General features: G+C 68.5%; 8 protein-coding genes and 2 rRNA genes. 4 read left to right on the forward strand and 6 right to left on the reverse strand.

Translation table 11 applies throughout. The annotated features are described in order from the left end of the window. Nucleotides 1-144 precede the first annotated feature (144 nt). The 3 genes from KG102_RS04080 to KG102_RS04090 all read left to right on the forward strand — a co-directional run bounded on the left by KG102_RS04080 (nucleotide 145) and on the right by KG102_RS04090 (nucleotide 4,752). Nucleotides 145-3,261: ribosomal RNA gene (locus KG102_RS04080) — 23S ribosomal RNA — on the forward strand. Nucleotides 3,262-3,339: 78 nt separating this feature from the next. Continuing rightward, a 5S ribosomal RNA gene (gene rrf / locus KG102_RS04085) occupies nucleotides 3,340-3,456 on the forward strand. A 306-nt stretch (nucleotides 3,457-3,762) separates the two neighbouring features. Beyond that, nucleotides 3,763-4,752: a patatin-like phospholipase family protein gene (locus KG102_RS04090; RefSeq protein ID WP_243884293.1), complete on the forward strand. Its 990-nt coding sequence runs from the start codon at nucleotides 3,763-3,765 to the stop codon at nucleotides 4,750-4,752. 140 nt (nucleotides 4,753-4,892) lie between these two features. Here KG102_RS04090 and glgB read toward each other — a convergent pair whose 3' ends face one another. From glgB to KG102_RS04105, 3 genes are all read right to left on the reverse strand, one after another. After that, nucleotides 4,893-7,073 (reverse strand): 1,4-alpha-glucan branching protein GlgB, encoded by a 2,181-nt coding sequence (glgB, locus tag KG102_RS04095; RefSeq protein WP_208289496.1) that lies wholly within the window; start codon nucleotides 7,071-7,073, stop codon nucleotides 4,893-4,895. Nucleotides 7,074-7,134: 61 nt separating this feature from the next. After that, on the reverse strand, nucleotides 7,135-7,989 hold the full coding sequence (locus tag KG102_RS04100; protein ID WP_208214693.1) for a LacI family DNA-binding transcriptional regulator: 855 nt from the start codon (nucleotides 7,987-7,989) through the stop codon (nucleotides 7,135-7,137). Nucleotides 7,990-8,020: 31 nt separating this feature from the next. Continuing rightward, nucleotides 8,021-10,528, reverse strand: coding sequence for a glycoside hydrolase family 2 protein (locus KG102_RS04105; protein WP_208289495.1), 2,508 nt, complete (start codon nucleotides 10,526-10,528; stop codon nucleotides 8,021-8,023). Between the two features lie 190 nt (nucleotides 10,529-10,718). Between KG102_RS04105 and KG102_RS04110 the strand changes: the two genes are divergently transcribed. Further along, the gene (locus KG102_RS04110) at nucleotides 10,719-12,857 is read left to right on the forward strand and encodes an alpha-galactosidase (RefSeq protein WP_208289494.1); all 2,139 of its coding nucleotides are present in this window, start codon (nucleotides 10,719-10,721) and stop codon (nucleotides 12,855-12,857) included. 91 nt (nucleotides 12,858-12,948) lie between these two features. On the opposite strand, the gene KG102_RS04115 is transcribed toward KG102_RS04110, so the two are convergent. From KG102_RS04115 to KG102_RS04125, 3 genes are read right to left on the reverse strand one after another with little or no spacing between them, the layout of a single operon-like run. Then, on the reverse strand, nucleotides 12,949-13,785 hold the full coding sequence (locus KG102_RS04115; RefSeq protein ID WP_208289493.1) for a carbohydrate ABC transporter permease: 837 nt from the start codon (nucleotides 13,783-13,785) through the stop codon (nucleotides 12,949-12,951). Next, complete coding sequence (locus tag KG102_RS04120) at nucleotides 13,782-14,753, reverse strand: carbohydrate ABC transporter permease (protein ID WP_208289492.1); 972 nt, start codon at nucleotides 14,751-14,753, stop codon at nucleotides 13,782-13,784. Before KG102_RS04120 ends, KG102_RS04115 begins: the two co-directional genes overlap by 4 nt. Before the next feature lie 7 nt (nucleotides 14,754-14,760). Then, nucleotides 14,761-16,083: an ABC transporter substrate-binding protein gene (locus tag KG102_RS04125; RefSeq protein ID WP_208289491.1), complete on the reverse strand. Its 1,323-nt coding sequence runs from the start codon at nucleotides 16,081-16,083 to the stop codon at nucleotides 14,761-14,763. Nucleotides 16,084-16,271 lie beyond the last annotated feature (188 nt).

The raw sequence follows: 16,271 nt of genomic DNA on the forward strand, positions 1-16,271 counted from the left end.
GCGGGCTGGTACCGCTCAGTCGAACCGCTCTTGCTGGTGCCTTCGGGTGCGGTGGGGTAGGCGCTGGGGTGAGGGTGCTGGTTTCCCGGTCGTAGCTTGAGAACTGCACAGTGGACGCGAGCATCTTTTATGAATGATCTTTGTGGTCAAGTTTATAAGGGCACAGGGTGGATGCCTTGGCACTAGGAGCCGAAGAAGGACGTTGTAGCCTGCGATAAGCCTCGGGGAGTTGGCAAACGAACCGTGATCCGAGGATGTCCGAATGGGGAAACCCCGCACGAGTCATGTCGTGTGACCCGCACCTGAATATATAGGGTGTGTGGAGGGAACGGCGGGAAGTGAAACATCTCAGTACCGCCAGGAAGAGATATTCCGTGAGTAGTGGCGAGCGAAAGCGGATCAGGCCAAACCGTGTACGTGTTCAAGCCGGCAGGCGTTGCGTGCACGGGGTTGTGGGACCTTTCAGCTGGTTCTGCCGATCCAGCAGGGAGTCAGAAAGTCGCGTCATAGTCGAAGGGCATTGAAAGGCCCGGCACAGAGGGTGTGACCCCCGTAGACGAAATGGCGTGGCCTCCCGAAGGGGATCCCAAGTAGCTCCGGGCCCGAGAAACCTGGAGTGAATCTGCACAGACCACTGTGTAAGCCTAAATACTACCTAGTGACCGATAGCGGACAAGTACCGTGAGGGAAAGGTGAAAAGTACCCCGGGAGGGGAGTGAAATAGTACCTGAAACCGTGTGCCTACAATCCGTTGGAGCCTCCCTAGCAGGGGTGACAGCGTGCCTTTTGAAGAATGAGCCTGCGAGTTAGTGGTACGTGGCGAGGTTAACCCGTGTGGGGAAGCCGTAGCGAAAGCGAGTCCGAATAGGGCGATTCAGTCGCGTGCTCTAGACCCGAAGCGGAGTGATCTAGCCATGGGCAGGTTGAAGCGCGGGTAAGACCGCGTGGAGGACCGAACCCACCAGGGTTGAAAACCTGGGGGATGACCTGTGGTTAGGGGTGAAAGGCCAATCAAACTCCGTGATAGCTGGTTCTCCCCGAAATGCATTTAGGTGCAGCGTCACGTGTTTCTTGCCGGAGGTAGAGCTACTGGATAGCCGATGGGCCCCAACAGGTTACTGACGTTAGCCAAACTCCGAATGCCGGTAAGCCAGAGCGTGGCAGTGAGACTGCGGGGGATAAGCTCCGTAGTCGAGAGGGAAACAGCCCAGACCACCAGCTAAGGCCCCTAAGCGTATGCTAAGTGGGAAAGGATGTGGAGTTGCACAGACAACCAGGAGGTTGGCTTAGAAGCAGCCACCCTTGAAAGAGTGCGTAATAGCTCACTGGTCAAGTGATTCCGCGCCGACAATGTAGCGGGGCTCAAGTATACCGCCGAAGCTGTGGCATTCACATATCAGCTCAGCGCACCTTTTGGGTGTGTTCAGGCGTGTGGATGGGTAGGGGAGCGTCGTGTGGCGAGTGAAGTCGCGGGGTAACCCAGCGGTGGACGCCACACGAGTGAGAATGCAGGCATGAGTAGCGAAAGACGGGTGAGAAACCCGTCCGCCGAATGATCAAGGGTTCCAGGGCCAGGCTAATCCGCCCTGGGTAAGTCGGGACCTAAGGCGAGGCCGACAGGCGTAGTCGATGGACAACGGGTTGATATTCCCGTACCGGCGAAGAACCGCCCATACCGAGCCCGGTGATGCTAAGCGCCCGAGCCGGCACATCGTCCCTTCGGGGACACCGTGCCGGGGAGCGCGTGACCCGAACCGGTAGTAGGTAAGCGTATTAACAGGGGTGACGCAGGAAGGTAGCCAAGCGTGGCGATGGTAGTCCACGTCCAAGGTCGTAGGGCGAGGTGTAGGCAAATCCGCACCTCATATAGCCTGAGAGCTCACGGTGACCGCGAATGCGGGAATCTGGTGATCCTATGCTGCCAAGAAAAGCCTCGACGCGAGGTTCTAGCCGCCCGTACCCCAAACCGACTCAGGTGATCAGGTAGAGAATACCAAGGCGATCGAGAGAATCGTGGTTAAGGAACTCGGCAAAATGCCCCCGTAACTTCGGGAGAAGGGGGGCCTGAAGCGTGATCCGGCTAGCCCGGGGAGCGTGAAGGGCCGCAGAGACCAGGGAGAAGCGACTGTTTACTAAAAACACAGGTCCGTGCGAAGTCGCAAGACGATGTATACGGACTGACGCCTGCCCGGTGCTGGAAGGTTAAGAGGACGGGTCAGCCGCAAGGCGAAGCTCAGAATTTAAGCCCCAGTAAACGGCGGTGGTAACTATAACCATCCTAAGGTAGCGAAATTCCTTGTCGGGTAAGTTCCGACCTGCACGAATGGCGTAACGACTTCTCCGCTGTCTCAACCGCGAACTCGGCGAAATTGCACTACGAGTAAAGATGCTCGTTACGCGCAGCAGGACGGAAAGACCCCGGGACCTTTACTATAGCTTGGTATTGGTGTTCGGTGCGGCTTGTGTAGGATAGGTGGGAGACTGTGAAGCCGGCACGCCAGTGTCGGTGGAGTCAACGTTGAAATACCACTCTGGTCGCTCTGGATATCTAACCTCGGTCCGTGATCCGGATCAGGGACAGTGCCTGGTGGGTAGTTTAACTGGGGCGGTTGCCTCCTAAAATGTAACGGAGGCGCTCAAAGGTTCCCTCAGCCTGGTTGGCAATCAGGTGGCGAGTGCAAGTGCACAAGGGAGCTTGACTGTGAGACTGACAGGTCGAGCAGGGACGAAAGTCGGAACTAGTGATCCGGCGGTGGCTTGTGGAAGCGCCGTCGCTCAACGGATAAAAGGTACCCCGGGGATAACAGGCTGATCTTGCCCAAGAGTCCATATCGACGGCATGGTTTGGCACCTCGATGTCGGCTCGTCGCATCCTGGGGCTGGAGTAGGTCCCAAGGGTTGGGCTGTTCGCCCATTAAAGCGGTACGCGAGCTGGGTTTAGAACGTCGTGAGACAGTTCGGTCCCTATCCGCTGCGCGCGCAGGAAACTTGAGAAGGGCTGTCCCTAGTACGAGAGGACCGGGACGGACGAACCTCTGGTGTGCCAGTTGTTCCGCCAGGAGCACGGCTGGTTAGCTACGTTCGGAAGGGATAACCGCTGAAAGCATCTAAGCGGGAAGCCTGCTTCAAGATGAGGTTTCCATGCCCCCTTGAGGGGTGAGAGGCTCCCAGCTAGACCACTGGGTAGATAGGCCGGATGTGGAAGAGGGGACTAAAGACCCTCGCAGCTGACCGGTACTAATAAGCCGACAACTTCACCACACCATTCATTGCGTGTACGCGTCCACTGTGCGGTTCCCGAGGTACGAACGGGAATCCCGTTTGAGAACTCGATAGCGTTACGGCGGTCATAGCGAAGGGGAAACGCCCGGTCCCATTCCGAACCCGGAAGCTAAGCCCTTCAGCGCCGATGGTACTGCACTCGCCAGGGTGTGGGAGAGTAGGACGCCGCCGGACATCATTCAGAAAGAGCCATCCCTTCGGGGGTGGCTCTTTCTGTTTTCCGGGGTTGTCGACTGACTCCGCGGGTGGCCTTCTGGTGCGCGTTCGGGCGCGGTCGCGCCGCGTGGGCGGCCGCCGGTGGCGTCAATTGCGTGGCACGAGAGACCGCGGTGGCGTTAGCGTGGCCGGATTCTCGAGTCGGCTCGGAGGAGGTGGGACCCATGGACGCAGTCTCCGTGGTGTGCGCTCCCGTGCAGGTCGCACGACTGGGCTAGTCGCCCGCGGGAGCGCCGCCGAGGCACTCGCGAAAGGCAGCTCACCATGAACGTCTCATCTTCTTCCTCAGAGTCGTCCGGACAGGCGACGGACTCTGCTCCCCGTCGGCGGGAGCCTGACGTCGACGCCACGCGCCGCGTACCCCCGGCCGGTGCTCGGGCTCTGGTGCTCGGCGGGGGTGGCTCGACGGGTCACGCGTGGCTGATCGGCGTGTTGACCGGGTTCGTCGAAACCGGGCTGGATGTGAGCGCCGCCGACCTGACGATCGGTACGTCGGCGGGGGCGACCGCCGCCGCCCAGCTGGCCGGCGCCACTGCTACCGAGCTATACGGCGCGGCCCTGGCGGCGCCCCCTGCGCAAGCTCCCAGTACGGCCGGGCGCGACCAGGGACGCGCTGCGCGTGGGCGGGTGGTGGACCACCTCGAGCGGTTCCGCGCACTCGTCGCCGCATCGGCGGACGCGGCAGACATGCGCCGCCGGATGGGTGCGGCGGCGCTCGAGAGGGTGGCGGCATCGGACGGCTCCTGGCAGGCCCGGTGGCGCGCGACGGTCGCCGCACGCCTGCCTGACGCACGCTGGCCGCAACGTCCCGTGGTGCTGACGGCGGTCGACGCGCACAGCGGTGAGCCCGTCGTGTTCGACCGGCACAGCGGCGTCGACCTGGTCGATGCCGTGGCCGCCAGCACTGCCGGTGGCGGCTATCCCTACGAGATCGGCGGCCGGTACTACATCGACGGCGGGTACCGGTCCAATGCCGAGAACGCCGACCTGGCGGCCGGGTTCGCGCGCGTGCTGGTGCTGTCACCGCTGGGCGGCAGGTCGCTGTACCCGGCGGAGTGGGGCACGCGGCTCACCGCGCAGGTCGACCGGCTCCGGGCCTGGGGGAGCCGGGTGGTGACGATCGCCCCGGGCGCTGCCTCCGAGCACCTGTTCGGCGCGGACGCGATGGATCTGTCGTTGCGTCCGGCTGCTGCCCGGGCCGGTTACGAGGACGGCAGGAGGCAAGCCGAGCAGATCGCCGACGTCTGGGGCTGAGCTCGGCAGGACGCCCTGCGCCGCCGCCGTGCACCTCGGGGCAGCGGCGGTGACGGCGTCGTCAGGACGGCGCCTCGGGGAGACGCGGAAGCCCGCACCGACCGGTGCGGGCTTCCGTGCGTCCTACCGTGCCGTCGAGGTCAGCCGGCCTGGAAGATGACGACACCCAGCGGAGGAACCCGGATCGACGCGGAGTACGGGCGTCCGTAGTGCGGTTCGTGGAGAGCCTCGATCTGGCCGAGGTTGCCGACGCCGGACCCGCCGTACGCCTCCGAGTCGGAGTTGAAGATCTCGCGCCACCGACCGCCGCGCGGCAGGGCGAGCCGGTAGCCCTCGTGCGGGACGCCGGCGAAGTTGACGACCACCGCGACCGGCACGCCGTCCTCGCCCTTGCGCAGGTACGCGAGGGTGTTGCGGAACGCGTCGTCGGAGTCGATCCACTCGAACCCGTCCGGACTGTGGTCGAGCTGCCACAGGGCGGGCGTGTCGACATAGACGCGGTTGAGGTCGGCGACCGCACGCATCACACCCTGGTGGCCCGGGTCGTCGAGGGCGTGCCAGTCGAGCGAGCGCGACTCGGCCCACTCGGTCTGCTGGGCGAACTCGCTGCCCATGAACAGCAGCTGCTTGCCGGGGTGGGTCCACTGGTACCCGAGCAGCAGCCGGACACCGGCCAGCTTCTGCCAGTGGTCCCCGGGCATGCGCTCGTACAGGGAGCCCTTGCCGTGCACGACCTCGTCGTGGCTGATCGGGAGCACGAACCGCTCCGAGTAGGCGTAGACCAGCGAGAACGTGATCTCGCTGTGGTGGTAGCGCCGGTGCACGGGCTGCTCGGCCAGGTAGCGGAGCGTGTCGTTCATCCAGCCCATGTTCCACTTCAGGCCGAAGCCGAGGCCGTTGGCGTCGGTGGGGGCGGTGACGCCCGGCCACGCCGTCGACTCCTCGGCGATCATCATGATCCCGGGGGTGCGGCGGTAGGCCGTCGCGTTGGCCTCCTGCAGGAACGCGATGGCGTCCAGGTTCTCGCGGCCGCCGTACTTGTTGGGCCGCCACTGCCCGGGCTTGCGCGAGTAGTCCAGGTAGAGCATCGAGGCGACGGCGTCGACGCGCAGGCCGTCGACGTGGAACTCCTCGAGCCAGTACGTGGCGTTGGCGACCAGGAAGTTGCGCACCTCGGGGCGCCCGAAGTTGAACACGTACGTGCCCCAGTCCGGGTGCTCGCCCAGCAGCGGGTCCGGGTGCTCGTACAGGGGCGTGCCGTCGAACTGCGCGAGCGACCACTCGTCCTTGGGGAAGTGCGCGGGCACCCAGTCGACGATGACGCCGATGCCGGCGTTGTGCAGAGTGTCCACGAGGTAACGGAAGTCGTCGGGGTGGCCGAACCGGGACGTCGGCGCGTAGTACGACGACACCTGGTAGCCCCACGAGCCACCGTACGGGTGCTCGGCGACCGGCATGAGCTCGACGTGGGTGAAGCCCAACGAGAGGACGTGCTCGGTCAGCTGCTGGGCGAGCTCGCGGTAGGACAGGCCCGCGCGCCACGAGCCGAGGTGGACCTCGTACACGCTCACGGGGGCCGTGTGGGGGTCGCGGGCGGCGCGGGCGGTCAGCCACGCGTCGTCGGTCCACTCGTAGTGGGACTCGACGACGACGGAGGCGGTCGCGGGCGGGACCTCGGCGCCCCGTGCGAGCGGGTCCGCCTTCTGGCGCCACGACCCGTCGTCGCCGAGGATCTCGAACTTGTAGCGCGCGCCGGGGCCGACGCCGGGTGCGAAGACCTCCCAGACCCCGGACTCACCGAGCGAGCGCATGGAGTGGGACGCGCCCTGCCAGTAGTTGAAGTCGCCGACGACGCGCACGGCGCGGGCGTTGGGCGCCCACACGGCGAACGACGTTCCCGTCACCTCGCCGAGCGTGCCGGGGTAGGTGTGGACGTTGGCGCCCAGGACGGTCCAGAGCTGCTCGTGGCGGCCCTCCCGCACCAGGTGGCGGTCCAGCTCCTGGACGGTGGGCAGGTAGCGGTAGGGGTCGTCGACGATCGTGGTCTGACCGTCGTACGTCACCTCGAGGCGGTAGTCGGGAACGTCCACGCCGGGCAGGACCGCGACCCAGATGCCGTCCTGCTCGTGCCGCGCCTCCGTGCGTGCGTCGGCGGTGACGACCGTCACGGAGTCCGCGAGCGGGCGCAGGGTGCGGATCGTGATCCCACCAGCTCCCACGTGCGGGCCGAGGACGTCGTGGGGGGCGTGGAACGCCCCATGGGCGACTGTTCGGAGGGTCTCGGGATCGACGGGGACCGGGGACGGTAAGGCCGGGCTCATGCCCCCTACCCAACCACCCGGTTGCTCGGCCCGCAGGACAGACGCCCAGGTGACCTGCGTCTCAGGCCCCGTCGCGGGGTGCTGTCGTGGTGGTTCCGCGGGCGACGAGCCGGGGCAGGGGAGCGGTGTACGAGCGGACCGTGCCGGACGCGAGCAGGTTGAGCACGCAGTCGGCCACCTGGACGCCCATCGCGTGCACGTCGAGGCTCATGGCGGACAGGGCAGGGTGGGAGAGCCGGCACAGGGCCGAGTCGTCCCAGGCGAGCAGGGAGAGCCGGTCGGGGACCGTGACGTCCATCTCGTGCGCCACCCCGAGCCCGGCGACGGCCATGACGTCGTTGTCGTAGATGATCGCGGACGGTGGGGTGCCGCGGCCCAGCAGCGCGCGAGTCGCGCGGGTGCCGGACTCCTCACCGTAGTCACCCTCGACGACGGCACCGTGGGCGCCGAGCCGGGCGCACTCGCCCATGAACGCCTCCGTGCGCGCCTGCGTGTGGGCGAGGTGGCGGGGGCCGCTGACCCGGGCGAGGCGCCGGTGGCCGAGGCCGACGAGGTGCGTCACCGCGGTGCGCATCGCCTCGGCGTTGTCGATCCAGACGTTGGCGAACGGCAGGTCGGGGCGCGGTCCGCCGACCACGACGGTGGGGATGCCGAGGCCGCCCAGGACGTCGAGCCGGGCGTCCTCGAGGGCGATGTTGACCACGACGACGGCGTCGACCAGCCTGCCCTCGCCCCAGCGCCGGTACGTGCCGATCTCCGCGTCGTGGTCGGGCACGACGTGCAGCAGCAGCGACCGGCCCTCGCCGGCGAGAGACTCCTCGATGCCGCCGATGAGCTCCATGAAGAAGGGCTCGAAACCGAGCATCCGCGCAGGCCGAGCCAGCACGAGTCCTACCGCGTCGAGCCCAGGTGCCATGGACGCGAGCGTACCTGCGGAGCGTGCGCGCTCAGGCGGGGGTGCGACCACGCGCGCCGACCCGGGGGACGACCACGTCGTTGGCCGAGCGCAGCACGGGGGCACGGGTCAGGTCGGCGGGGTCGATCACGGCGCGGGTGCGGACGTGGAAGGACGCGGTCGCGCCCGCCGGGATGTCGACCATCGCCGTGTCGACCACGGCGTCGGGGTCCAGGCGGTCGACGAGCAGCGTGACGTCCCGGGCCAGCGACGACGCGGTGACGTCCACGCGGTACCCGTCCTGGACCGGCGTGACCGAGGCGTGCAGCGGGCTCGGGTCGAGCGCCAGGTCGACGTCCTCCGCCCACGTGTGCACGGCCTGGGCGGCACCGAGGCGCACCACGAGGACCTCCCGCTCCGGGGCGTCCGGGGTGGCGACCGCCGCCGGCAGGGAGAACTGGCCGACGGACCAGGCCCCGACCGCCAGTGCGAGCTCCTCCTGGGCGAGGACGGTCCCGTCGAGGAGCCGGCGCGACAGGCTGACCGTGCCCTGCCAGATGGTGGGCGTCTCGTTGACGACCACCAGCACCTCGCGGTCCTCGCGCGGCTGCACCGTCAGGATCCGCGGGGCGAACGCGGCCCGCAGCGCGTACCAGAGCGGCTTGGGCCGCTCGTCGCTGTCGATCGCCGCCCAGGAGGTCACCGGCCAGCAGTCGTTGAGCTGCCACACGATCGCCCCCGCGGTGCGCGGCCACCAGGAGCGGTAGTGCTCGAGGGCGAACCGCACCGCGCGGGCCTGGTTGAGCTGGGTGGCCCAGTGCCAGTCGGTGAAGCCGTCCGGGACTCCCAGGTGCGGCTCGAGGCCGCGGTCGAGCTTGCCGTTGCCGTCGTCGGCCTTCTGGTGCAGCAGGAAGGTCGGATCCTGCTGTGCCAGCGGGCCGCCGTCGTCGGGACGCACCGCGCGCGTGAGCGTGGTCCACGTGGGCGGTCCCTGGAAGCCGAACTCGGAGCAGAAGCGGGGCACGTCGTCGGCGTAGTGCCGGTAGTCGACCCTGTTCCAGACCTCCCACTGGTGGAACGTGCCGTGGTCGGGGTCGTTGGGGTGCACGTCGGTCAGCGCCGCGCCCGGCGAGTACGGGCTGCCGTCGGAGTAGGGGCGGGTGGGGTCGAGCTCCGCGACGACGCCCTTGAGCAGCTCCGTGGCGTACCGGTAGCCCCAGGTGCGGCCGTCGAGCTGCTCCTGCCAGCCCCAGTCCATGAACCCCCAGAGGTTCTCGTTGCCGCCGTTCCACAGCACCAGCGACGGGTGGGCAGTCAGCCGCGCGACGTTCTCCCGGGCCTCGGCCTCGAGCTCGTCCCAGATCGGCTGCTCCTCCGGGTAGGCGGCGCACGCGAGCAGGAAGTCCTGCCACACGAGCAGACCCCGCTCGTCGCACAGCTCGTAGAAGTCCTCGGACTCGTAGATCCCGCCGCCCCAGACGCGCAGCAGGTTGAGGTTGGCGTCCACAGCCTGGTCGAGCCGGTGCGCGAGGCGCTCACGGGTGATGCGGGTGAGCAGGTGGTCGTCCGGGATCCAGTTGGCGCCCTTGACGAAGATCGGGCGGCCGTTGATGCGGAAGGTGAAGGCGGTGCCGTGCTCGTCGGCACCGGTGTCCAGCTCGACCGTGCGGAAGCCGATGCGGCGCGACCAGGTGTCGAGCGGCTCCTCGTCGGGCGCCAGGAGGTCGACGGTGAGCTCCGTGAGCGGCTGGGCGCCGTGCCCGACCGGCCACCACAGCGGCGCGCGCGGCACCTCGAGCACCACGCGGGCCGAGCCGGCGTCGCCGGGCACGAGCACCGTGGCCTCCGCGCCGCCTGACCGCGCCTGCACCGTCAGCGGGACGTCCCCGCCCGCCAGACCCGAGCGCTCGACGTCCACGTGCACCTCCACGCGGCCGGTCCCGTCCGGACCGACCGTGACCAGCGGGCGGACGCCGGCGAGGCGGGCCACCCGCCAGCGCTCCACCCGCACCGGGCGCCAGAGCCCCGCCGTCTGCAGGTCGGGCCCCCAGTCCCAGCCGAAGGAGCAGGCCATCTTCCGCACCATGTTGAACGGCTGGGCGTACGCCATCGGGCGCGGTCCGAGGCGTGCGGCCTCGGCCTCCGCGTGGACGAGCGCCGAGCGGAGCAGCACGCGCAGGCGCTGCGTGTCCGGGCGGACCAGGTGGCGGACGTCGAACCGGTACGCGCGGTGCTGGTTGGCCGTGCGGCCGACCTCGTGCCCGTCGAACGACACGGTGGCGACGGTGTCGATGCCGTCGAACACCAGGTCGACGCGTTCGTCGGGCGCCGGCGGCGCCAGCTCGAGGTCGTGCTCGTACGCCCAGTCCGTCCGGCGCATCCAGGCCAGGTGCTCCTCGTTGCGGTCGAGGTACGGGTCGGGGATCAGCCCGGCATCGAGCAGGGCGGTGTGGCTCGTCCCGGGGACCCGGGCGCGGACGCGACGACCGACCAGCTCGGCGGGGACGGGGCCGGCGACGGCAGTCAGCGACCAGCCGTCGTACAGGTCCTGGGTGATCATCGTCGAGCTCCTGGGTCCGTGGGTCCGGCGCGTGCCCGCCGCATCCTCGCGACGGGCCTCGTCGGCACCCGAGAGCGCCGATCGTCTGGGCAAGCACCCGAAGGGCAATTCTTAGGCAACTGAATAAAGTAAGTCAATCGCAGACGCACGTAGCGTGGGGCACCACAGAACTCACCGACCAGGAGACCCCGTGACTGCTGCCGACGACGCCCCCACCGACCTCGTCCACCTGCGTGCCTCCGGCGTGAGCGTGGTGGTGGACCTGGCCGGGGCGCTGCCCCGGATCCTGCACTGGGGGAGCGACCTGGGAGCCCTCGACGCCACCGGCCTGGCGGCCGTCCGCCGTGCCTGGGTCCCCGTGCCGCACGGCTACCCGGTGGACGGCGGCGTCGAGATCGCGGTCCTCCCGCAGGAGTCCACGGGCTACCTGGGCACCCCCGGCCTGGTCGGCAGCCGCGGCGGGCAGGACTTCTCGACCCTCTTCGTCACCGGGTCGCACGGCGTCGAGACGACCCCGGAGGGGACGCAGCGGCTGACCGTGGACGCGGGCGACGACGCAGCGCGGCTCACCCTGCGTCTCGTCCTCGAGCTCACCGCCGAGGGACTGCTCCGGCAGCAGGCGACGCTGACCAACCGGGCCGACGAGGTGTACGGCCTCGACGGGCTCCTGCTCACGTTCCCCGTGCCCCGCGTGGCCACCGAGCTGCTCGACTTCTCCGGTCGCTGGGCGCGGGAGCGCAGCCCGCAGCGCACGCAGTTCACGCACGGCACCCGGCTGCGCGAGAACCGGCGCGGCCGCACCGGCTACGACACGGCCTACGTGCTCGTCGCGGGCACGGCCGGCTTCGCCAACCGGACGGGCGAGGTCTGGGGGCTGCACACCGCCTGGTCCGGCAACCACCGCATGCTGGCCGAGCGCAGCCACTACAACCCCGGCCTGCTCGGCGGCGGCGAGCTGCTCGGCTCGGGCGAGGTGCGGCTGGGCGGCGGGGAGTCGTACGCCAGCCCGTGGGTCTACGGGTCGTGGGGGACCGGGCTGGACGAACTCGCGGGGCGTTTCCACGCCTGGATGCGGGCGCGCCCGCAGCACCCCGCCACGCCGCGCCCCGTCACGCTCAACACCTGGGAGGCGGTCTACTTCCAGCACGACCTGGACCGCCTGACCGCGCTCGCGGACGCCGCGGCGGCGGTCGGGGCGGAGCGCTTCGTGCTCGACGACGGCTGGTTCGGGGACCGGCGCGACGACACGCGCGCGCTCGGCGACTGGCACGTCTCCGCGGACGTGTGGCCCGACGGTCTGCACCCGCTGGTCGAGCACGTGACCGGGCTCGGGATGCAGTTCGGGCTCTGGGTGGAGCCCGAGATGGTCAACCCCGACTCGGACCTCGCCCGCGCGCATCCCGACTGGATCCTCCAGGTGCCGTCGCGCCTGCCCCGGGCGGCCCGGCACCAGCAGGTGCTCGACCTGGCCGTCCCCGGGGCCTACGCCTACATCCTGGAGCGGATGGACGCACTGCTGACCGAGTACCCGATCGGGTACCTCAAGTGGGACCACAACCGCGACCTGGTCGACGCGGGCCACGGGGGACTCCCCGGGGTGCACGGACAGACCCTCGCCATCTACCGGCTCCTCGACGAGCTGCGTGCCCTGCACCCGGGCGTGGAGATCGAGTCGTGCTCGTCGGGCGGGGCGCGGGTGGACCTGGAGATCCTGCAGCGCACCGACCGCGTCTGGGCGAGCGACTGCATCGACGCGTTCGAGCGCCAGCAGATCCAGCGGTGGACCAACCTGCTGATCCCGCTCGAGCTGATCGGCGCGCACATCGGCTCGGGCCACGCGCACAGCACCGGGCGGCGCCACGAGCTGTCGTTCCGGGCGGGGACGGCGCTGTTCGGGCACCTCGGGATCGAGTGGGACCTGCAGGAGGCCGGCGAGGCCGAGCGGGCCGACCTCGCCGCGTGGATCGCGCTGTACAAGGAGGTGCGCCCGCTGCTGCACACGGGCACGTCGGTGCACGCCGACGTGGTCGACCCCGTGCTGGCGGTGCACGGGGTGGTCGGCGCCGACCGCCAGGACGCGCTGTACGCCCTGGCGATGACGGGCCGGTCGACGGACACCGCGCTCCCGCGCCTCACGCTGCCCGGCCTGGACCCGGACGCGTCCTACCTCGTGCGGCCCCAGGCCCCGGGCGACGCGGTCGACCACGCGCCGCAGTGGTGGACCCCCGAGGGGGTGCAGCTTCCGGGCCGTGTGCTGTCCGCGGTCGGCCTCGAGGCGCCGTTGCAGCTGCCCGAGCGCATCGCGCTCGTGCGCGCGACGCGGGTCTGACCGCCTACCGCTGCTGCAGGCCCCGCGTGGGGAGCTCGTGCCGACCAGCGGCACGAGCTCCCTCACGCGATCGGTCGCCGCTCTCGTCGCCCTACTTCGTCGCGCCCGACGTGAAGCCGTTGTAGATGTACCGCTGCAGGAACAGGAAGAGCACGAGGATCGGGATGATCGTGATGACGACGCCCGCCGAGATGACCTCCCACTGCGAGCCGTACGGGCCCTTGAAGTCGAACAGCGTGGTGGAGATAGGCCGCAGCTCCTTGGACGGCAGGTAGAGGAACGGCAGGTAGAACTCGTTGTAGATGCCGATCCCCTTGATGATGACGACCGTCGCGATGGCCGGCTTGAGGTTGGGCAGGATGATCTGGAAGAAGATCCGCAGGTGCCCGGCGCCCTCGATCATCGCCGCCTCGTCCAGCGACCTGGGGACCGCCCGGATGAACTGCAGGAAGATGTAGATCGAGATGATGTCCGTGCCCATGAACAGCAGGATCAGCGCCCAGCGGGAGTCGTAGAGCCCCAGCCCGTTGATGATCTGGAACGTCGCCACCTGGGTGGTGACGCCGGGGACGAGGGTCGCGAGCAGGAACAGCGCGAGCACCGTGGCGCGGCCGACGAAGCGGAAGCGGTCGAGGGCGTACGCCGTGGCGGCGCCGATCAGGATGGTGCCGACGATCGCCGCGCCGAAGATGAAGACGGTGTTGCCGAAGGCCGCAAGCATGTTGCCGCGCGTGAACGCGGTGACGTAGTTCTCGACGTTCGCCCAGTCGGCCGGCGGCGTCATCGGCCCCGTCGCGAGGAACTCCTGACCGGTCTTGAAGGACCCGAAGAGGATCAGGCCCAGGGGCAGCAGCATCGCGACCGAGGCGATGACGAGGGAGACGTACTTGGCCGTGCTGGTGACTGTGCTGGTGGCGCTGCGCGTCATGTGAGGTCCACCTCATCGTCGGGTACCACCCTGCGCTGGATCCAGGTGACCAGCAGGACGACGAGCAGCAGGACCACCGCCATCGCCGACGCCAGCCCGACCAGGTTGCGGTTGAACGCCATCCAGACCGTCCGGATGACGAACGTCTCGGTGCCGTTGGCGCCGCCGGTCATGACGAACGGGACCTCGAACACCGCGAGCGCGCCGGAGATCGCGAGGATGAGCGACAGGCCGACGATGGGGCGGATCGACGGCAGGATGATGTAGCGGAACTGGTGCCAGCGGTTGGCGCCGTCGAGGTCCGACGCCTCGTAGATCTCGGAGCTGATCGACTGGATGGCGCCCAGGAACATCACGAAGTTCAGGCCCAGGTAGCGCCACACCGACACCCCGGCCAGGGAGAAGTTGGCGACGTCGGGGTCGCCCGTCCACTGCTGGACCAGGCTCTCGAGCCCGGCGGTCAGCAGGACCGTGTCCAGGCCGCCGCCGGGCTTGAGGAAGTTCAGGAAGATCAGGCCGATAGCGACCCCGTTGATCAGGTAGGGGAAGAACAGGATGCCCTTCCACAGGTTCGTGAACCGGACCCGGAACGACAGGATCGTCGCGAAGTACAGCGCGAGCGCCATCTGCACGAACGAGGCGACGAAGTAGTACAGCGACACGTAGAACACGCGGACGTTGTCCGGGTCGGTGAACACCTCGACGTAGTTGTCGAGGCCGACGAGGTTCTTGGTCTTGTCCAGCCCGTCCCAGTCCGTCGCGGAGTACCAGAACATGGTGACGACGGGTGCGAACGTCAGCAGGAGCAGGAGCCCGACGGGGATCAGCAGGAAGTAGTACGGCGTCAGCCGGCGGTACCACGCGGTGCCGCGGCCCGCGCCGCCCCGGGAGCGGGGGGTGCGGGCCGCGACGGACTGCTGCGCGGCCGCCGCCGGCGGGTCGGACAGACCCGGGTGAGCGGTCGTCATGGCTGCCTCAGCCGGCCGAGGACCGGCCCTCGGCCCACTGCGCGTTGAGGTCGTCGAAGACCTGCTCCTTGGTGCGCGCACCGGAGCGTGCGTCGTCGATCGTCTTCTGACGGAACTTCGGGTCCGTGGTCACGATGCCGGACGCCGTGTCGATGTCCGCGAACAGCGACTCCTTGCCCTCCTCGGCCGGGTTCAGCGTGATGAGCTCCACCTGCTCGACGAAGCCCGTCAGGGCGTCCGGCACGGGGCCGTCGATGATCGGCGAGAGGCCGGCCTGCGACTCCGAGAACCCGGACTCGTGGTTGAACCAGTCGATCCAGGCGCGTGCGGTCGCCTTGTTGTCCGAGTTCACGTTGATGCCGAGGTTGTAGTCGCCGCCGGCAACGGAGTGGAAGGTGCCGTCCACCTGGACCGGGGTAGGCGCGTACGCGATGTCCTCCGCGCTCGCGCCGGCTTCCTCGGCCGCGGCGGCCATCTGGGGCAGCGCCCACGAGCCGAGGACCATCGTCGCCACCTGGCCGGTGCCGAGCAGTCGCTTGGACTCCTCCCAGTTCGTGGTGGTGGGGTCGGCCTCCGTCAGGCCCTGCGCGACCGCGTCGTAGATCAGGCCGTCGACCACGCCGTAGTCGCTCTCGGGCGTCCACGGCGTGTCCGACTCGATGATCTTGTTCTTCCAGTCGGGGTCCGCGGTGACGGCGCCGAGCCAGCCGTCCCACTGCGACAGCGGCCAGCCGTCCTTGTAGTTGGTGTAGAGCGGCGCGATCTCGACGCCGTTGTCCTTGATGGCCTGCAGCGCCGCGAGGAAGGCCTCGGGCGTGTCGGGGAACTCGGTGACGCCGGCCTCCTCCCACACGCGCTTGTTGTAGACGTAGCCCTGGACGTTGCCGACCACCGGGATGCCGTACGACTGGCCCTCGAAGGACTTGTCGTTGATCCACTGGTACTCCGCGCCGATCTCCTCCTGCGTGCCGAGGGGCTCGAAGAAGTCGGCGTACTGGTCGGGTGTGACCGAGCCGGGGATGGCGAGCACGTCGCCGTAGTTCTCGGTGTTCATGCGCGTCTTGACCTCGCCCTCGTAGTCGGTGAGGCCCTCGACGGTGACCTCGGTGACCTCGGGGTACGCGGCCTTGAACTGCTCGACGTACTCGTCGAACGTGCCGTCCTCGACGAGGTCGGTGCGCCAGGTCAGCACGGTGATCTCCCCTGCGGGGGTGCCGTCGTCGTTGGCCTCGTCGTCACCGCCGCTGCCGCCCGAGCAGGCGGTGAGGGCGAGGAGGGAGCTGGCTGCGGCGATCGCCACGAGGCGTGCGCCTCGCTTCTGAGGGAACATCGTTGATCCTCTCGTCGTGCCGGCACCTCCGCGTGCCGACCGGGGTCTGCGGAGGCAGGACCGCTCGGACCGGGCAGCGCTGCTCCGCGTGACATTCTTAGGCAAGTGAACAAAGTTAGTCAACGGGCGTGTCCCGGGTGGGGATGCCCGTTCTCGGATCGTTATGGTGTGCCACGAGGGGGACACCC

Origin of the sequence: Cellulomonas fengjieae (genome assembly GCF_018388465.1) — a bacterium.
Taxonomy (GTDB): domain Bacteria; phylum Actinomycetota; class Actinomycetes; order Actinomycetales; family Cellulomonadaceae; genus Cellulomonas; species Cellulomonas fengjieae.